The sequence below is a fragment of the Bacillus sp. P4_E1 genome (assembly GCF_056401715.1).
Map to the genome: position 1 here is coordinate 224356 of NZ_JBFUIV010000006.1, position 19683 is coordinate 244038.

Below are 19683 nucleotides of genomic sequence, written 5' to 3' on the forward strand. Positions count from 1 at the left end.
CTTTAATGATAGCAAGACAAAGCGATTTATTTGTTTGCACCCTATGGCAATTAGGGTAGAATGAAGTTGTATGTCACTTAAGTGGCAATACATAAACCGGGAGGAATATAACAATGGCAAAACACGAATTACCAAATTTACCTTATGCGTATGATGCTTTAGAACCTCACTTTGATAAAGAAACAATGAACATCCATCATACAAAACATCACAACACGTATATTACAAACTTAAACGCTGCTTTAGAAGGTCATGCAGAATTAGCTGACAAAAGCGTTGAAGAATTAGTTGCAAACTTAAACGAAGTACCTGAAGCAATCCGTACAGCAGTACGTAACAATGGTGGCGGACATGCTAACCATACATTCTTCTGGACAATCCTATCTCCAAACGGCGGGGGACAACCAGTAGGCGAACTTGCAACTGCGATTGAAGCGAAATTCGGTAGCTTCGATGCATTCAAAGCAGAATTCGCAAAAGCTGGCGCAACTCGCTTCGGTTCTGGTTGGGCTTGGTTAGTAGTAAATAATGGTGAGTTAGAAGTAACAAGCACTCCAAACCAAGATTCTCCTCTAACTGAAGGTAAAACTCCAGTTATCGGTTTAGATGTTTGGGAGCATGCTTACTACTTAAATTACCAAAACCGTCGTCCTGACTACATCGGTGCATTCTGGAACGTTGTAGATTGGAACGTTGCTGAAAAACTTTACCAAGAAGCAAAATAATTAAAGTTAATATAGCTAGAAAAAAGCTAGGGGGTTTTCTCCTAGCTTTTTTCTATGTTCTCCTTTTACATAATTGAGCTTGTCTTTGGAAGACTAGAACATGAAGTAAAGGAGAGTTGTGTATGAAGTGGAAACATGTAATCGGTGATGTTGAAGTGAATCGGGATTTAGTATTATTGCTCGTTATAGGAGGTTTATACACGCTCGCAATTTCTTTATCGAATACGTTTGTAAACATTTATTTATGGAAGCAAACACAAAATTATGTGAATCTGGGCTTGTATAATTTGGCCAGCGTTGTATTGCAGCCTCTAACATTTCTTGTGGGCGGGAAATTAGCGAAACATATTGATCGCTCGATTTTATTGAGAATCGGTGTAGGCACGTTAGCTGTTTTTTTTATCGTCGTTTTAGTAGCGGGAAAAAGTGCATCTCACTATATTTTATTAATGGGAGCCCTTTTAGGAGTTGGTTATGGTTTTTATTGGCTCGCTTTTAACTTGTTGACATTTGAGATTACAGAACCAGAAACAAGAGATTTTTTTAACGGTTTTCTAGGACTTCTTACATCGTTCTCTGGAATGATTGGACCGATAGCAGCAGGATATACAATTTCACGTATGGAAAAATGGAGTGGTTATACTGTCGTTTTCTTCCTCTCGTTAATGCTATTTGCGGTTGCAGTCGTTCTAAGCTTTTTTTTATCGAAGAGGGAATGTGAAGGACGCTATGAAATTGTGCAAGTATTGAAAGAGCGGCAAGTTGATGAAAACTGGGGAAGAATTACGCGCGCTCATTTCTTCCAAGGTTTGAGAGAGGGAACGTTTATTTTCGTCATTTCGGTATATGTCTATTTAGCATCTGGTAGCGAGTTAGCACTAGGGAAATATAGTTTAGTGAATTCTGCAGTATCATTTGTATGCTATTATTTAGTTGCTCGTATGTTAAAGAAAGAATGGCGAAAAAAAGCAATTTTACTTGGTGGCATTATTTTATATGCGGTCGTATTTTTAGTTATTTTTAATGTTACATATACGAAATTACTTATTTATGCAGCATGTATTGCGGTTGCATATCCGATTTTACTCGTTCCGTACGGCTCAATGACATACGATGTAATTGGTAGAGCAAAACAGGCGAGAGAATGGCGTGTAGAATATATAGTGGTCAGGGAATTATGGTTAAATGCCGGAAGAATTTGTTCCATTTTAAGTTTTTTATGTGCTGTCATATTTTTTCCGCCTGAAAAAAGTTTACCTTTCTTACTATGTATTTTAGGAGCTGGACATTTTCTTATTTATTTTGCAGTTAAAAATGTCAAATATGATGAGGGGAATGTGAACAAAACCAGTGTTGTAGCGCAAGGAAGCACGCAGAATCAAACTGAACCAGAAGGTTAACTTATCGCGTGTTTTATGCTAGAATAGAAAAAGATGTAAGACAGCAGTGAGGGCACCTGTATGAAGGTGTCCCTTTCACATTACATAGCTGTTGGTAGAGGGGGTTTGTATGAGCAAGAAGCAGAAACAACAAAAGAAAAAGACCCACGTTCCTTTTCGGTTAAACGTGTTGTTTTTTTGCGTGTTTTTAATGTTCTCCGCGGTTATTGTAAGGCTTGGATACGTACAAATTGTTCGTGGTGAGGAATATAAAAATGAAGTTGAGAAAAAAGAAAACTCAACGATAAGTAATCCTGTACCACGCGGGAAAATATTTGATCGTAATGGAGAAGCGGTCGTAGATAATGAGCCTATTCGTACAATTACATTTACAAAAATGAAGGGGTCAACTGCAGCAGATCGCTTAGAGACGGCGAAAAAGTTAGCAGATTTAATTGAAGTCCCAACAGATAAGTTAACAGATCGCGATAAGAAAGATTATTGGCTTGCTTTACATAAAGAAGAAGCAGAAGCAAAAATCACAAAAAAAGATCGTGAAGAGTTTAAAGCGAATAAAATTGACGATAAAGAACTAGATGAACGTCAACGAAATCGTGTAACAGAAGAAGAGATTAATCAACTGTCAGCAAAAGATTTAGAAATATTGGCGATCAAAAGTAAGATGGAAAGCGGATATGCAATGACGCCGCAAATCGTTAAAAAAAATGCAACACCGGAAGAATACGCGATTATTAGTGAAAATTTAGCGAAATTACCAGGTGTAGATACAAATGTTGACTGGGAGCGAAAATATAAGTATGACGATATGTTCCGAAGTGTACTTGGTGGTGTAACTTCTTCTGATGAAGGGTTACCGAGAGAAAGATTAGATCACTATCTTGTTCGTGATTATAATCGTAACGATCGCGTAGGAAAAAGTTACCTTGAGCAACAGTACGAAGATAGTTTACACGGCACAAAAGCTGAAGTTAGAAATGTTACAGATAAAGACGGTAATATTTTAGAAACTATTAATGTGTCACAAGGACAACGAGGTAACGATCTGAATTTAACGATTGATATGAAATTACAAAAGCGCGTAGAAGAAATTCTTACAAAAAACTTAATGAGATTTAAAGGGAGCGAGCCTCTTTTAGACCGTGCATTCGTTGTAATGATGAACCCGAAAAATGGTGAAGTTTTATCTATGGCGGGGAAACAATTAGTAAATAAAGACGGTGAAACGAAAGTAGAGGATTTTGCATTAGGAACGATGACAAGTTCTTATCCGATGGGTTCAACTGTAAAAGGCGCGACAGTACTTACGGGATATCAAACTGGTGCAATTCAACCTGGATCTGTACAGTTAGATGAACCAATTAAATTAAAAGGGACACCTACGAAGTCATCTTGGAAAACGATGGGGTATATTAATGACCTTACAGCGTTAAAACAGTCTTCTAACGTTTATATGTTTAGAACAGCGATGAATATTGCAGAGGTTCCATACGTACGAGGCGGTACGTTAGATATCCAGCAAAAAGCATTTGATACTATGCGTTACTATTTTGGGCAGTTTGGGCTTGGTGTGAAAACAGGAATTGATTTGCCAAATGAAACTGCTGGTCAAATAGGTAAAGGGAATCAACCAGGTTTCTTATTAGATTTATCAATCGGGCAGTATGATACGTATACACCGCTTCAATTAGCGCAATATATTTCGACGATTGCAAATGGTGGATATCGTATGCAACCCCAAGTTGTAAAGGAAATTCGTCAGCCATCGGCGAAGCCAGAGGAAGTTGGAAAAGTTGTTCAATCCATGGAACCGAAAGTATTAAATCGTGTTGATATGCCTGAATCACAAATTAAACGTGTTCAAGAAGGATTTAGACAAGTGTTTAACGATACAGGTGGTACAGCTACAAAATACTTTGCAGGTGCAAAATATAAAGCTGCAGGGAAAACTGGTACAGCGCAAACTGTATATGGCGGAGATAAAGAGATTGGTAAAAAAGCAGATGGTCAGCGTGTGGAGACTTATAACTTAACATTAGTAGGTTATGCCCCGCTCGAAGATCCAGAAGTAGCATTCTCTGTTGTTGTTCCGTGGGTACATGATGATAAGACTGGTATTAATGGATATATTAGTCGTGAAATTATGGATGCTTACTTTGATTTGAAAAACCAAGAAATAAATGGTGAAGCTCCAAAAGATAATAAAAATCAAAAAGAAGATCAAGATGAAGAATAAAAAGGTTGTAAAAAAAGCACACTATCTGAAAAGATAGTGTGCTTTTTTTTATGGTTTATGCATATGGTTTAGTAAATGTGGACAAGCGTAAAATGTTGAAAAAACATGTAGTTTCAAAAACGATGAACACAACAAGGTTAGTGCATACGCTCTAAGTTTGTTGTGTGTGATAGGAGATAGCAGTTTTATCCCGCTATTTGAGGGCAGTAAAACTGCTACCTCAAAATCAGCTGGAGCAAAGAAGTTAGGTGGGAGCCCTGCTGCCCGTAAACGCCTGATTGGTGAGGGCTAATAATCAGTGGGGGATGAACAAAACCCCCACTGATTAAAGTTTCAATTTATGGATGATTAGAAAATTTCCTGCATCTAAAGTACAAAAGTGGAAATAAAGTTTGTGTATAAAGTTGTTTTTTGTGGAACTTTACAAAACTTTTACAAACAATTAAAACCGAATTAATAGTTTAGCAGTATTCTTATATCTGTAATCCTGTTATTTCCGGTTACTTCTAGGAGGAAGAACACGTGAAATGGATGAGCGCATCGATTAAAGTTTTGACATTATCGACATGTTTCCTTTGTTTTAATATGTCTACTGCATTCGCTACAAATGAAATGGGAGAAGTGAGAGTTGATGGATCCTCAACGGTTTTTCCTATTATAGAGGCAGTAGCAGAGGAATATACAAAGGCCCATCCGAACGTGAAAATTTCTATTAGTATTTCTGGGACAGGGGGAGGATTTAATCGTTTCAGTAAAGGAGAAGTAGATATAAACAATGCTTCGAGATTGATGAAACCGGTAGAGGAAAATGCAATGCAGAAAAACTCTATTCAATTTACACCATTTGAGGTTGCTTATGATGGTCTAACGATTGTTGTGAATCGTCAAAATACGTGGGTAAACAATATGACGATAGATGAGTTACGTCTATTATGGAGTGAAAATGGAAGATTGAAACGATGGTCACAAATTCATTCATCATGGTCACGTGAACAAGTTAAATTTTATGCGCCAGGCGTAGACTCTGGTACTTATGATTATTTCCAAAATGTTGTCTTACAAAATAATCGACTTGTAAAAACGGTTTCTTTATCTGAAGACGATCAAGTTATTATGCAAGGGGTAATGAATGATAAAAATGCCATTGCTTTTGTAGGATATGCTTATTATATGGCCAATCGAGATAAGGTAAAAGCAATACAGGTGGATGGTGTATTTCCAACGAAAGAGACCATTCAGTCGGGTACGTATAAGCCATTATCTAGGCCGCTATTTACGTATGTGAATCATGCATCTATCAGAAATAAAATTAATGTAGCAAATTATGTTGAGTTTATGATTAAGCATGTTGGAAGCCTTGCTGAAGAGGTCGGATATGTAAAATTACCAAAAGAAAAATATAATGAACAGCTGCGAATGTTAACAGAAATAAAAAGGTAATGTCAGGGTGGAAAGGGGTTTTCATCTTTGGCTCATAATGACAAAAGTCAAATTACATTTTCTGTACAACATTTGATTGAGAGAAATACAAATAGAAGAAAAAAAACGCAGCGAATCAATCGAATTGTTCCGTTAATACTAAAAGCCATTGCTAGCGTGTCCATTGTAACGACACTTGGAATTATTATTACGTTGGCAAATGAAACAATCATGTTTTTTCAAAAGATATCATTGTATTCTTTTTTGACAGAAAAGGAATGGTTACCTTTTTTTGAAGATCCAAAGTTCGGTATATTACCACTTATATGTGGAACAATCCTTGTAACAGCAATTGCCATGTTCGTAGCAATTCCTATTGGTTTAGGTTGTGCCGTATTTTTAAGCGAATACGCTTCGAATGGCGCTCGGAAAATATTAAAACCGTTGTTAGAGCTACTAGCAGGTATCCCGACAATTGTATATGGTTTTTTCGCGTTAACAGTTGTCACACCACTTTTACAACGGATTATACCAGATTTACAGTTTTTTAATGCTATTAGTCCAGGTATTGTTATAGGGTTTATGATGATACCGACGATTGCGTCTCTCTCTGAAGATGCGATGAGAGCTGTAGAAAAAGGAATTAAAGAAGCCTCATTAGCGCTAGGAGCAACTCGTTTTGAGATGGTAAAACAAGTGGTGTTTCCATCGGCTTTTACGGGTATAATGGCAGCGATTATATTAGCAGCTTCCAGGGCAATTGGTGAAACGATGATTGTTGTTATTGCTGCTGGATCAACACCTAATGTATCAATAGATCCGACTCATTCTATTCAAACATTAACAGCTTATATTGTACAAGTGAGTTTAGGTGATGCTCCGCACGGAACGATTACTTATTACAGCATGTATGCTGTAGGTGCAACGTTATTTATGTTTACTTTTATTATGAATATCATTTCGCAATATATTATGCGCCGTTTTAGGAGGGCGACATAATATGCGAATGTTAAACCATAAAAAAATACAAGAAAATATGGCATCGCGTTTTTTAAAGGATCGGATTTACAAGTGTTTGTTTTATATAGCAATTTTGTTTTCAGTAGTAATACTTTTTATATTGCTTTTTCAAATTTTTGAAAAAGGTATAAGTTATCTTTCAATAGATTTCTTTACAAACTTCGCCTCACGTAATCCGAGAGAAGCTGGGATTGTAGCTGCTTTGTCAGGAACAATACTATTTATGAGCATTGTTATACCGGTCTCTTTTATATTTGGAGTCGGAACAGCTCTTTATTTAGAGCATTATGCGAAGGAGTCCGTTTTTAAAAAGTTAATAGAATTAAATAATCAAACATTAGCAGGGGTACCTTCCGTTGTGTTTGGTTTACTCGGGTTAACTATTTTCGTATACGCTCTCCATTTAGGAGAGAGCATAATTGCAGCGGCACTGACGATGAGTTTACTCGTCTTACCAACTGTTGTGGTAGCTAGTCAAGAAGCGATTCGAACTGTACCGAGCTTATTACTAGAGGCTTCTTACGGATTAGGTGCTACGAAGTGGCAAACGATGTATCAAATTGTATTGCCAGTAGCTTTACCAGGGATTGTAACGGGATGTACGTTAGCGGTATCGAGAGCAATTGGTGAGGCAGCACCATTATTAGTCATTGGAGCCCTTGCCTTTGCAAATTATGTTCCGTTCAGTATGTTTGATAGATTTACGGTTTTACCAATTCAAATTTTTAATTGGATGAGTAGACCGCAAGAAGAATTTCAGTATGTAGCAGCAGCAGGGATGATTGTTTTGCTAGGATTGTTGCTCTTTATAAATATATTTGTCTTATGGTTACGAAATCGAAAATAAGTTGGAAGTGGATGAAAGGGGAATTCAAATGGTAGCAACAGTAGTAAATGTACAGGTGAAAAATGAGAAAAAGATTGAGACAGCACCAAAAAAAATAGTATTTGATACGAAAAATTTAAATTTATGGTACGGAGAAGACCATGCTTTAAAAGATATCAACTTAAGTATTCATGAGAATGAAGTAACAGCGATTATCGGTCCGAGTGGTTGTGGGAAATCAACATACTTAAAAACGCTAAATCGTATGGTAGAGTTAGTGCCTATCGTTCGAACTACGGGCGTTATCGAATATAGAGAACGAAACATATTTGATAAATCATATCCGGTTGAAGAATTACGTACGCATGTGGGTATGGTGTTCCAAAAGCCAAATCCATTCCCAAAATCTATTTATGAAAATGTAGCATATGGTCCGAAAATCCATGGTGTTTGTGACAAAAAAACACTTGATGAAATTGTTGAAAATAGCTTGCGCGGCGCAGCTATTTGGGATGAGTTAAAAGATCGTTTGCATGATAATGCATACGGTTTATCTGGTGGTCAGCAACAACGTCTATGCATTGCACGCTGCTTAGCGATTGAGCCAGACGTAATTTTAATGGATGAGCCAACATCGGCGCTAGATCCAATTTCAACATCAAAAGTAGAAGAATTAATTCAGGAGTTAAAGAAAGATTTTAGTATTGTTATCGTAACGCACAACATGCAACAAGCAGCACGAATTTCAGATAAAACTGCTTTCTTCTTAAGTGGAGAAGTTGTGGAATATACAGATACGAACAAATTATTTACAACACCTGCAGATAAGCGTACAGAAGACTACATTACAGGACGATTTGGTTGATATTGCTAGCAAGGCTAAGAGTAAATGCCCTCTTAACAGAGGGCATTTCTCATTTTTACCTCATTTTAAATAGGGGAGTAATATTTCTCTTTTCTCAAGGCTTAATAAACATACAAGAGGCTGGGTAGGGGATTTATATAAAATGGCACATAATATTGAGGGGGAAGAAATGATGGTAAGAGAACAGTTTCAATGTGATTTAAAAACGTTACAGCAAAAGGTGATCGAGCTTGGTGAGTTAGCAAGTGGAGCTTTATTGATTGCTATGGAAGGTCTTCACAACAGGGATGTAGAGAAAGCGTTAGAAGTCATTGATGGGGATTATCGCATGGATAATTTAGAAGAGGAAATAAATGACCTTGCGCTTATGCTTATTACAAAGCAGCAGCCTGTAGCAAGTGATTTAAGAAGAATTTTCATTTCAATTAAAACAGCGACAGATTTAGAACGTATTGCAGACCATGCTGTTAATATTGCGAAATCAACAATTCGTCTTGGTGAAAAAGAAGTGGTTGTTAGTTTACATAATCTTGAGGAAATGTTTGAGATTGCTCATAAGATGTTAAATTTAGCATTAGAAGCATATGAGCAAGAAAATTTAACTTTTGCTAAACAAATTGCTGAAATGGATGATTCAGTTGATGAAATTTATGGGAAGGCGATTCGTGAATTTATTTCATCTATCCCTGGACAACCAGAAGCGATTACACAAATTACACAACTATCCTTTGTTGCAAGATATATTGAGCGTGTAGCAGACCATGTTACAAATATTGCCGAGAATGTATTTTATGTAGTAAAAGGAAAGCATTATTTATTGAATGAGTAGGGGGAAAAGTAGGTGATGAGAAATCACCTGCTTTTTTTAGTCAAAACATGACAAAAAAAGCTCATTGTTTCCTTTAGTCTATGATGATAAGATGTATCATAATTAATGGAAAAATAAGTACATATATGTTAGTTACGTCTTATTAATTATTTTACCAAGTTAATGGTAAGCGCTTTCTTTTTGGTGGGAGTTAAAAGGTACATTTATTTATAAAGTGAGGCTTTAATTAGTGGGGCTGTCTCTCGCTGATTGTTAGATCATACCAAACCGGACTTTTACTGCAGTTAATGTGGGGTAAATGATATACGGAGTTCTTGAACATTATATAAGTGGAGGCTGAAGTATATGAAGGGGGTTATTTTAGCTGGAGGAAAAGGGAGACGCCTTAGACCATTAACATGTAATACTCCAAAACCGATGTTACCATTGTTAGAAAAACCAGTTCTTGAATATAATATTGAATTATTACGTCAGCATGGTATTCGTGAAATTGCAATTACAGTTCAATATATGAGTACCGCTATTAAGCAATACTTTGGTGATGGTAGTAAGTGGGGAGTTAACTTGTATTATTTTGAAGATTCTCCTCCGCTTGGAACAGCAGGGAGTATTAAGCAAGCCGAAAGTTTTTTAGATGAAACATTTGTTGTTATTAGTGGGGATGCACTAACTGACTTTCAATTATCAGAAGGAATTGCATTTCATGAACAGAAGAAGAGAATGGTAACGATGTTTGTGAAAGAAGTAGAAAACCCACTTTCATTTGGGTTAGTTGTAATGAATAAAGAACAAGAAATTATACGATATATAGAAAAGCCGAGTTGGAATGAGGTAGTTTCTAATATTGTGAATACAGGTATTTATATAATGGAGCCAGAAATCTTTTCTTACATACCATCCATGGAATTTTCGGATTTCAGTCATGATGTGTTTCCTTTATTGGCAAATAAAAATGCTTTATTTGCATATTTATCAGAAGACTATTGGCTAGATATTGGTACATTTGATCAATATCGGCAAGCTCAATTCGATTTGTTGACGAAAAAATTGAAGGTGCCTATTCCATATACAGAAGTATTACCGATGGTGTGGATGGGAGAAGGTGTAACGATAGGAAAAGGGACGAAAATTCATGGCCCTTCTTTTATTGGAGAAGGAGCAATGATTGGTGCAGGGGCTGTAATTGAACCGTACTCTATTATCGGGAAAAATAGTATCGTTTCAAGTTATTCTCATCTTCAAAAAAGCATCATTTTTGCAAATTCTCATATAGGAAAAAATTGTGAGTTGTTAGAAACAACAATAGGAAATCATACAATGGTCGAAGATGATGTTACACTTTTTCAAAAAAGTATTGTAGCGGATCATTGTCATATAGGGAAAAGTACAGTAATTAAGCAAAAAGGAAAAATATGGCCATATAAGGAGATAGATAGTCATTCGATAGTAGGTTCTGCCGGTGTTAAAGAGAGTGAAAAGAGTGCAGGATGGTTACAAAAAAGCCGAATTGTAGGAAGGGGTAATGTTGAAATTACTCCTCAATTTATTGTGAAAGTTGCAATGGCTTATGGATCTCTTTTTGCCAAAGGGGAGAGTATATTGATTGGAAGTCAGGAAAATATAGAAACAACTTCCTTTAAAAATTTATTCCTCCATGCCATTCATGGCAGCGGGATTCATACGATGGAATGTAAAGAAATGAATGAGTCGCTTTTTCAGTATGCCATTCATAATTTGCAATGTGCAGGTGGAGTTTTCGTTCAAGTGGAAAGCGAAAGAGGGATTGTTATACAACTGTATGGCAAGGAGGGCTCGTTTTTAACGTATAAGCAGCAAAAAGAGATAGAACAAGTATATATGTCTGAGTCGTTTTATTACGCTTCTGAGAAAGAACTGGGGCGAAATAAGCTAGTTCACGTTTCTGCAAATAATTATGTAGAAGCTGTGTTAGAGCGTATTGATATTGAAACGATACAAAAACAGAAGTTTCATCTTCTTATTAATAAGAGAAATGATATGTTACAACATTTACTTATGATTTTTTTGCAAAGGCTCGGGTGCACAGTTACATGGATTTATGCGGGCGAACAAAAGCATCATGTGAAAGCCTTGATGAAATCAAGTAAAGCAAATATGGCACTTATGTTTTCAGAGCAAGGAAATTATTTCGAGTTATATGATAATTATAGTAATATTTACCAGGGAACAGATTTTGAAGAGGTAGATATTCCAGATTTATTACTTGAATCGGCAGGAAATATTTACCCGATGTCTTTGAAGTTAGGAGAATGTTACCTTCTATTTTATACGCAGGATGAAAAAAAGTCGTTTCAAGCGAGATGGAAGCGAGATATTTTATATCGAATTGGAAAATTATTCGAGCTAATAGCATTGCAGGGAAAAACATTTCTCAGCATAGTAGAGCAATCACCTCCGCTCTATCTACTTTGTGATGAAGTTGTATGTTCATGGAATGAAAAAGGGAAAGTAATGAGGAAATTATTGGCTGATATGGAAAGAAAGGAAGAAGGTATATTTGAAGGAGTACAGTTCAAATATACCGAAAAAGAGTGGTCTTATATCGTTTCTGACACAAAACAACCGAAATTTTTAGTGTATTCGCATGCTAGAAACCCAGTAATAGCAAGGGAAAACATGAAAAATCTTATAGAAAAAATTAGACAATATCAAAAGGTGTAGAATTTTTATTTTAAAAGTGGTATTATAGTATAGTCTGATTTAAGTTATTAGTACTGGAGGGAAATAAGAATGCGTGTGAATATTACTCTAGCATGTACAGAATGCGGAGATCGTAACTATATCTCAAAGAAAAACAAACGTAACAACGCTGAGCGTATCGAGCTTAAAAAGTATTGCAAGCGTGACAAGAAGTCTACGTTACACCGTGAAACAAAGTAAGCAGTAGGAATATTTTCCTACTGTTTCTTTTTTTATTCGGTTCCTCTGTTAAAAGTGATACACTATCATCGTAGAGCAAAGTGTCACTGTGAGGGGGAAAATGTGTGAGAGAAGAGAAACTACGTTTACGTAAACAAATAATAGAACACATGAATTCTTTATCAGAAGAACGGTATACAACTTTATCAGAGCAAATTGCAGCTTCGTTGTATGCGCAAAAAGAGTGGGTTGAAGCTAAAACAATTGGAATCACCCTCTCAATGGAAAATGAAGTGAATACATATCCTATTATCGAAAAAGCTTGGGAAGAAGGAAAGAAAGTTGTTGTTCCGAAGTGTAATAAAGGAACACGAACGATGTCTTTCCGGAAAATTAGTAATTTTGATCAATTAGAAACAGTGTATATGAATTTACGTGAACCAATTCCAGCGCTTACGGAAGAAGTGAATGCAGATGAAATTGATCTTCAAATCGTGCCAGGCGTAGCTTATACAGAGCGAGGAGAACGGATTGGATATGGCGGTGGCTATTATGATCGTTATCTCGTGCATTATAAAGGGAAAGCGCTATCATTAGCTTATAGTTTTCAAATGGTAGAACATATTCCAGTAGAGCCATTTGATAAAAATGTAGAAAAAATTATTACAGAAAAAGGAACAATGGTTAAAAATGGGCTTGTATAGACAAATAAAAATTGACGAGACTTTTTCTTCGTGATTATAATAAAATATGTGAACGTTTTCTTATTATAATTTTTTATAGTAAGTGAGCATAGAGGGTGATGAAATGGTATCTATTTATGATATTCAGCAATTGCTAAAGAAATTTGGTACGATTATTTATACGGGTGATCGAATTGCAGATTTACAATTAATGCAAGATGAATTGCGTGAATTAAATCAATCACAGCTAATCGACCCACAAGACTATCAAACAGCTTTATTTTTATTGAAGCAAGAAATTCAAAAAGAGCTAAATAAGAATTAGATAAAGGTAGGTAAGTAACATGGAAGAGAAATGGTTAGTTGGTGTTGACCTTGGTGGTACAACGATTAAATTAGCATTTATTAATGTGTATGGTGAAATTTTACATAAGTGGGAAATCCCTACGAATACAAATGAACAAGGAAAACATATTACACTTGATGTAGCGAAAGCTATTGATAAAAAGTTAGAAGAATTAGGTGAATTAAAAAGCAAGCTAATTGGTATTGGTATGGGAGCTCCTGGTCCTGTACATGTGGCATCTGGAATGATTTATGAAGCGGTTAATTTAGGATGGAAAAACTATCCGTTAAAGGATTTACTAGAAGTAGAAACGGGATTACCTGTTGTTATTGATAATGATGCAAACTTAGCGGCGCTTGGTGAAATGTGGAAAGGTGCTGGTGAAGGAGCAAAAGATTTAATTTGTATGACACTTGGCACTGGTGTTGGTGGTGGTGTTATCGCCAATGGTGAGATTGTACATGGTATAAGCGGTGCTGCTGGTGAGATTGGACATATTACAGTTGTTACAGAGAACGCTTTTCCATGTAATTGCGGGAAGTCGGGTTGTTTAGAAACGGTAGCCTCTGCAACAGGTATTGTACGTGTTGCTATGCAACAAATACAAGAGACAGATAAAGAAAGTGTTTTACGTTCTATGTTAGCAGAAGAAGGGCTTATTACATCAAAAGATGTATTTGAAGCACTTGGACAAGGTGACGAACTAGCAGGTGAAGTAGTGGAAAAAGTAGCTTCTTATTTAGGATTAGCTGTAGCGAACCTTGCTAGTACGTTGAACCCAGAGAAAATCGTAATTGGTGGTGGCGTATCTAAAGCTGGAGACGCACTATTAGAGCCAATTCAACGTTATTTCGAGCAATATGCTTTCTCTCGTGCTGTAAAGAGCACAAAGTTAGCAATTGCAATACTTGGTAATGATGCAGGTGTAATTGGAGGAGCGTGGCTTGTAAAAAAGCACAAATACGAGGCGAAGATGATATAAGTTGTGAATAATGAAAAGAGGAAGGGGCCCCCTTCCTCTTTTTATGCAAGATCTTGTTGGAGAATAAAAATGTAAATGGATTAAGCTGGTGGGTACCCATTATATAGAACAGTCATGATTGTAAACCATCCGAAAACAAGTACGGTTGCAATAGCGAAGCCGCCCGCGAATAAGTTTTTTTCGCGAAGTGTTCTAAGCGTAGCAAATACAGCTAACAGAGTGACTAGCGTAAAAATAATAACAAGGCCCATACAATATCCTCCTCTGTCTACTCATTCCTTAGAATGAGTTTTTAGAATATTTACTCTTTTATATTGTACATGTTTTAAAAATGATTGTCGAGATAACACGCCTTCTTTTCCTAAGAGAAAGAAATGTTGTATCATTAAAAGTAAATTAAATAACTGGAGGAGATTTTCATATGAAATGGATACAAATGCCTTTAGGCCCATTACAAACAAATGCTTATATTTTAACGAATGATCAAAATGAGTGTATTATTTTTGATCCTGGTCATGAAGGAGAGAAACTTGTTACATATTTACAGGAAGCACAGTTAAAGCCACTTGCGGTTTTATTAACACATGCTCATTTCGATCATATTGGTGCTGTTGATGCCGTGAGAGACGCTTTTCATATTCCGGTATACGTACATAAAGAAGAAGCGAATTGGTTAGGTGATGCAACTGTGAATGGCTCGCAAATTTTTATGATGAACCGCAGTATTACAGCAAAACCAGCAGATCATATTATTGACGAAGAGGGTACATTAACGATCAGTTCTTTTAGTTTTGAAATTTTTGAGACACCAGGACATTCTCCAGGAAGTATCTCTTATTATAGTAAAGAAGCGAATGCTGTATTTTCTGGAGATGTATTGTTCCAAATGAGTATTGGAAGAACGGATTTACCTGGTGGAAGTTTTGCTGAATTAATTGGAAGTATTGAAGAGAAGCTATTTGTATTACCAGATGAAACAGCAGTACTATGTGGACACGGTCCAGAAACAAGTATTGGATTTGAAAAAGAAAATAATCCATTTTTACAATAAGGAGTCATTATGGGGATGGAGCTCAATTTAAGAGAATGGATGGGAAAAGAAAAGGATCATTCGATTTCATATAGTACGTATATGAACCTCGTATTATATGCAGAGGAACATGGGTATTATATGAGGGAACGTGAAAAAATTGGAAGACAGGGAGATTTTTTTACGAGTAGCAATGTATCTTCTGTATTTGCGAAGACTTTTGCTAAGTTTTTTATTCGGCTTGTTGAAAAGGGAGAAGTTTTTCCAAATATTTGTGAGATTGGTGGGGGAACAGGAAAGTTTGCCTATGATGTTTTACAAGAATGGAAACAATTATCTCCGGAAACCTTTATCAATTTAAACTATTCAATTATTGAAGTGAGCCCTTTTCATAGAAGGCTACAACAGGAGAGGCTTTGCTTATTTGATAATGTGTCGTATTATACATCTTATATTGAAATGGGAGAGTCTTTCGAAGGAATTATTTTTTCGAATGAATTATTTGATGCGTTTCCTGTTGAGATAGTTGAGAAAAGAAATGGAATTTTGTATGAAGTACGTATCACGTATACAGATGAGGGAAACCTTACAGAAGTATTTAGACCGATAGAGAAAAGAGTCGGTCGTTACTTATTGAAATATAACATTCATATTGCTGAGGGGCAGCGCTTTGAAGTGCCTATTGCAATGGAAGAGTATATAGAAGAGATTGCGAAATGGTTTCAGAAAGGTATATGTATTACAGTTGATTATGGATATACAAAAGAAGAATGGATGCATCCTGCACATCGTGAAGGAAGTTTAAGAGGATATTATAAGCACAAGCTAATTCGTAATCCTCTTGCATATCCAGGAGAAATGGACCTTACTACGCATGTTCATTGGGATGAGTTGAAGATGAATTTTGAGCTACAAGGAATTAATACGATATGGCATAGGAAGCAATCAGAGTTTTTGTTAGCAGCAGGAATATTAGATCAGCTTGCTAGCCATCAAGATACCAACCCTTTTTCTGAAACTCAAAAACTAAATAGAGCTATTCGCTCTATGATTTTGAACGGAGGATTAGGTAATGCTTTCGATGTTGTTATACACACAAAAGATATGAAGAATTTACTTTTGAATCAATATTTAACAATATGAAAAAAACAAGACACAGTATTTTCTGTGTCTTGTTTTTTAATACGACTTTTAATTATGTAGCATTATATATTTTCTCTCATGATATATATTTATATTAAAGATATGAGATGAAAAATATAGAATACACTCTTTTTCTCTGTCTATAGGTCCCTAACCTAATAATACGCGAACGAGTTGAATGATTGTTTCGTTTTCTACTTTGTAGTAAATTTCCAATCCTTTTCTTTCACTAGAAACGATTTTAGCACTTTTTAACTTTGCTAAATGCTGTGAAATTGTAGATTGTGGCATGTTTAAGCCTGTGTACATTGTAGAAACGTTGCTTGGGCCACGTTCAATTAATCCCTTTACAATACATAAGCGAACAGGATGAGCAAGCACTTTCAATAATTCTGCATTGCTTTCATATAGTTCTATTTCTTTTTGAAAGGTTTCTAACATGTTCTTTTCCACCTCCGTGTGAGCTGTTATACCATACTATACATACCAAAAAATCAAAGAAAAGAAAACAGTTGTTGCAGAAAAAAAGTCCTAAAGTAAAGAAATTGTAAGAAAAGAGACCCTGATGTAAATAAAATAGATAAATTTGCACAGTTTTGTAAAATGACATTTTTGAGTGAAAATTTTGATGCGTTTCAAAAATTGAAAGATATAGATATATTCGTAACACAATTTTATCATGATTTTCTTATTCTTTCAAATGAATATACAAAATTTTTAAAATAATATGACAAAGGAATTATAATGTTATATATAGAATATATAACAGGTTAAAAGAAAAGAAGCTGATTATGATGATAATGAAATGTTTGGATGTAACTGATACATCTTAGAATAATCAAGTCATCAGTCATTTATTCTAGAGTTCATCTTTTTAAACAACTATTTTATTTCTTGAAGAGTTTTATTATTCGTACACAGCTTCGTTTCTTCCCTTTATGCATTTACAGGTTCTTCTACATAAGAAAGGGCATTTTCAAAATCGGATATTAAATCGTCAACATTTTCAAGGCCAACCGATAAACGGAGTAATGAATTGGAAATCCCTCTTTCATCACGTGCTTCCTGTGATAAAGCTGCATGTGACATTTTAGCTGGGTAGGAAAGAATCGATTCGACAGCACCTAAACTAACTGCGAAGACAGGTAATTTTACTTTTGATAAAAATTGGCGGAGTGCGTCTTCTGATTGTAAAGTGAAAGATAGGACAGCTCCGGCTGATGTAGCTTGAGATTGTTGAATGTCAAATCCAAGATGTGTTTGTAAGCCAGGATAATAGACATTTTGAACTTTAGTGTGCTCTTGTAAAAAATTTGCGATTTTGTTGGCACCTGCAGCTGAATGTTCGAGACGTACATGCAATGTTTTAATGCCGCGAAGCACGAGAGAACAATCTTGCGGTCCTAAAATAGCACCAAAAGCGTTTTGTAGAAAGCCGAGCTTTTGAGCGAGTTCTTCATCTTTTACGACAGCTAATCCGGCGGTGACATCGCTATGACCAGCAATAAACTTTGTAGCGCTATGAAGAACGACATCAGCGCCAAGATCAAGCGGTTTTTGAAATAGTGGTGTCAAAAATGTATTATCAACAAAAGTAAGAGCACCAATAGATTTTGCAAGATTAGAAACAGCGCGAATATCTGTCACTTTTAAAAGTGGGTTAGAAGGTGTTTCTACATAAAAGAGCTTCGTATTTGGTTTAATGTTTTCTTTTACTTCTTCCACATTGGTCATATCAACAAATGTATGTGAAACACCATAACGGGAGAGAACTTCAGTAACAATTCGATAAGTGCCTCCATATACATCTTCTGAAATAAGAACATGGTCACCTTGTGAAAGAAGGAGAAATGCAGTAGAAATGGCTGCAATGCCTGATGCAAAGGCAAATCCTTTTGTCCCGCCTTCTAATAAAGCAATGATATCTTCAAGAGCTTCACGTGTTGGATTTCCAGATCTACTATAGTCATACTTTCCGAAAGCATCTACATCAAACTGATGGAATGTTGATGTGTTATAGATGGGAACGTTAACAGCTCCTGTATGTGAGTCATGCTTGTATTGATTATGCAGTAAAAGCGTATCTATGGAATAACTCATATTCTTACACCTTCTTTTACAAGTTTAATTGCTTGCTTTAAGTCTTGAATTAAGTCGTTGCTATTTTCGATGCCGACTGAAAAACGGAGAAGACGATTACACACACCACGTGCTGTTCGAACATCTTCTGGAATATCGGCATGAGTTTGCGTTGCTGGATAAGTCATTAAACTTTCGACACCGCCAAGACTTTCAGCAAATGTAATTAAGGATAAAGATTGTAAGAAAGGATTAATCCAAGTTTCATCTTGAAGGCGAAATGAAATCATACCACCTCTTCCTGGATAAAATACATCTGTCACACCATCTTCATCATTTAAATAAGCAACAATTGCATGAGCGTTTTCTTCATGCTGTTTCATGCGAAGTGCTAAAGTCTTCATGCCTCGAATTAATAGCCATGAATCAAACGGGCTTAAGACAGCACCAGAGGCATTATGATAATGAGCAAGCTCCTCGCAAAGAGATTTCCCTTTCGCAACGACAAGTCCGCTTAGTACATCGTTATGACCGCCTAAATATTTAGTTGCGCTATGAAGGACGATGTTTGCACCTTCTGTTAATGGTTGCTGTATATAAGGCGTATAGAACGTGTTATCTACAATAAGAAGTAGTCCGTGCCTTTTCGCTACACTTGCTACACTTACGATATCAGTTACTTGCATTAATGGATTAGTCGGTGTTTCTATGAAAATAGCCTTCGTTTGAGATGTGATTGCTTGCTCAATTTGTTTAATAGATTGTGTATCTACGTATCTACATCGAATATTCCACTTGTCTTCATGTTCGGAAAATAGACGATATGTTCCCCCGTATAAGTCTTCAGATACGATAAGCTCATCTCCGGAACGGAATAGTGAAAGGACAAGGAGAACAGCCGCCATTCCTGAACTACAGGCATACCCTTGCTCACCGCTTTCTAAGTCTGCAATTGCCTGTTCTAAAAGGCCACGAGTCGGATTTCCAGTTCTTGAATAGTCAAATCCAGTAGATTTACCAATTCCTTCGTGACGATAAGCAGTTGAGAAATAAACAGGTGGATTAACCGTTCCTGTTGTAGCTTCGCTACGGTTCCCGATTTGTGCTAGTTTTGTTTCGATTGTTGACATGTGAAAATTCCCCCTTTTTAAAGTGAACGACTAAGTGAAAATAAAAAAAGCCTTCTAAGAAGAAGGCTTTCGGAT

The 19683-nt window shown here is 36.1% G+C and carries 20 protein-coding genes; 16 read left to right on the forward strand and 4 right to left on the reverse strand.

Annotation, left to right across the window (positions count from 1 at the left end; all coding sequences use genetic code 11):
- Nucleotides 1–113: 113 nt before the first annotated feature.
- From sodA to glcK, 14 genes are all read left to right on the forward strand, one after another.
- Nucleotides 114–725 (forward strand): superoxide dismutase [Mn], encoded by a 612-nt coding sequence (gene sodA / locus AC1DS7_RS11225; protein WP_001052029.1) that lies wholly within the window; start codon nt 114–116, stop codon nt 723–725.
- Between the two features lie 122 nt (nt 726–847).
- A complete protein-coding gene (locus AC1DS7_RS11230; protein WP_431181696.1) occupies nt 848–2125 on the forward strand; it encodes an MFS transporter in 1278 nt (425 codons plus the stop codon).
- Between the two features lie 109 nt (nt 2126–2234).
- Entirely contained in the window at nt 2235–4358 is a 2124-nt protein-coding gene (locus AC1DS7_RS11235; protein WP_016100608.1) for a peptidoglycan D,D-transpeptidase FtsI family protein, read from the forward strand.
- A gap of 157 nt (nt 4359–4515) precedes the next feature.
- On the forward strand, nt 4516–4650 hold the full coding sequence (locus AC1DS7_RS11240; protein WP_372488305.1) for a hypothetical protein: 135 nt from the start codon (nt 4516–4518) through the stop codon (nt 4648–4650).
- A 230-nt stretch (nt 4651–4880) separates the two neighbouring features.
- The gene (locus tag AC1DS7_RS11245; protein WP_002143150.1) at nt 4881–5798 is read left to right on the forward strand and encodes a PstS family phosphate ABC transporter substrate-binding protein; all 918 of its coding nucleotides are present in this window, start codon (nt 4881–4883) and stop codon (nt 5796–5798) included.
- Between the two features lie 27 nt (nt 5799–5825).
- Nucleotides 5826–6776, forward strand: coding sequence for a phosphate ABC transporter permease subunit PstC (pstC, locus tag AC1DS7_RS11250; protein ID WP_002143149.1), 951 nt, complete (start codon nt 5826–5828; stop codon nt 6774–6776).
- A 1-nt stretch (nt 6777) separates the two neighbouring features.
- Nucleotides 6778–7644, forward strand: coding sequence for a phosphate ABC transporter permease PstA (gene pstA / locus AC1DS7_RS11255; RefSeq protein WP_002143148.1), 867 nt, complete (start codon nt 6778–6780; stop codon nt 7642–7644).
- Nucleotides 7645–7672: 28 nt separating this feature from the next.
- On the forward strand, nt 7673–8488 hold the full coding sequence (gene pstB, locus AC1DS7_RS11260; protein WP_476998977.1) for a phosphate ABC transporter ATP-binding protein: 816 nt from the start codon (nt 7673–7675) through the stop codon (nt 8486–8488).
- A gap of 172 nt (nt 8489–8660) precedes the next feature.
- A complete protein-coding gene (gene phoU, locus AC1DS7_RS11265; protein WP_002015145.1) occupies nt 8661–9317 on the forward strand; it encodes a phosphate signaling complex protein PhoU in 657 nt (218 codons plus the stop codon).
- A 345-nt stretch (nt 9318–9662) separates the two neighbouring features.
- Nucleotides 9663–12017 (forward strand): sugar phosphate nucleotidyltransferase, encoded by a 2355-nt coding sequence (locus AC1DS7_RS11270; protein WP_016100609.1) that lies wholly within the window; start codon nt 9663–9665, stop codon nt 12015–12017.
- A 69-nt stretch (nt 12018–12086) separates the two neighbouring features.
- The gene (rpmG, locus tag AC1DS7_RS11275) at nt 12087–12236 is read left to right on the forward strand and encodes a 50S ribosomal protein L33 (protein WP_001265616.1); all 150 of its coding nucleotides are present in this window, start codon (nt 12087–12089) and stop codon (nt 12234–12236) included.
- Between the two features lie 104 nt (nt 12237–12340).
- Nucleotides 12341–12919 (forward strand): 5-formyltetrahydrofolate cyclo-ligase, encoded by a 579-nt coding sequence (locus AC1DS7_RS11280; protein WP_002034038.1) that lies wholly within the window; start codon nt 12341–12343, stop codon nt 12917–12919.
- 103 nt (nt 12920–13022) lie between these two features.
- Nucleotides 13023–13223, forward strand: coding sequence for a YqgQ family protein (locus AC1DS7_RS11285; protein ID WP_000253699.1), 201 nt, complete (start codon nt 13023–13025; stop codon nt 13221–13223).
- A 19-nt stretch (nt 13224–13242) separates the two neighbouring features.
- Entirely contained in the window at nt 13243–14226 is a 984-nt protein-coding gene (gene glcK, locus AC1DS7_RS11290) for a glucokinase (protein WP_002034037.1), read from the forward strand.
- 80 nt (nt 14227–14306) lie between these two features.
- On the opposite strand, the gene AC1DS7_RS11295 is transcribed toward glcK, so the two are convergent.
- Nucleotides 14307–14477, reverse strand: coding sequence for a DUF2759 domain-containing protein (locus AC1DS7_RS11295; protein WP_002034036.1), 171 nt, complete (start codon nt 14475–14477; stop codon nt 14307–14309).
- Nucleotides 14478–14647: 170 nt separating this feature from the next.
- Here AC1DS7_RS11295 and AC1DS7_RS11300 point away from each other — a divergent pair, with 170 nt between their 5' ends.
- Both AC1DS7_RS11300 and AC1DS7_RS11305 read left to right on the forward strand, forming a co-directional pair.
- Nucleotides 14648–15277 (forward strand): MBL fold metallo-hydrolase, encoded by a 630-nt coding sequence (locus AC1DS7_RS11300; RefSeq protein WP_002034035.1) that lies wholly within the window; start codon nt 14648–14650, stop codon nt 15275–15277.
- 9 nt (nt 15278–15286) lie between these two features.
- Nucleotides 15287–16399: a class I SAM-dependent methyltransferase gene (locus AC1DS7_RS11305; RefSeq protein WP_012261713.1), complete on the forward strand. Its 1113-nt coding sequence runs from the start codon at nt 15287–15289 to the stop codon at nt 16397–16399.
- 150 nt (nt 16400–16549) lie between these two features.
- Here the strand turns inward: AC1DS7_RS11305 and AC1DS7_RS11310 are convergent, their stop codons facing one another.
- From AC1DS7_RS11310 to metI, 3 genes are all read right to left on the reverse strand, one after another.
- Nucleotides 16550–16840 (reverse strand): ArsR/SmtB family transcription factor, encoded by a 291-nt coding sequence (locus AC1DS7_RS11310; protein ID WP_000894375.1) that lies wholly within the window; start codon nt 16838–16840, stop codon nt 16550–16552.
- 495 nt (nt 16841–17335) lie between these two features.
- Nucleotides 17336–18499, reverse strand: coding sequence for a cystathionine beta-lyase (metC, locus tag AC1DS7_RS11315; protein WP_016100610.1), 1164 nt, complete (start codon nt 18497–18499; stop codon nt 17336–17338).
- A complete protein-coding gene (gene metI / locus AC1DS7_RS11320; RefSeq protein ID WP_002143142.1) occupies nt 18496–19608 on the reverse strand; it encodes a cystathionine gamma-synthase/O-acetylhomoserine thiolyase in 1113 nt (370 codons plus the stop codon). The genes metC and metI overlap by 4 nt, the downstream gene beginning before the upstream one ends.
- Between the last annotated feature and the right edge of the window lie 75 nt (nt 19609–19683).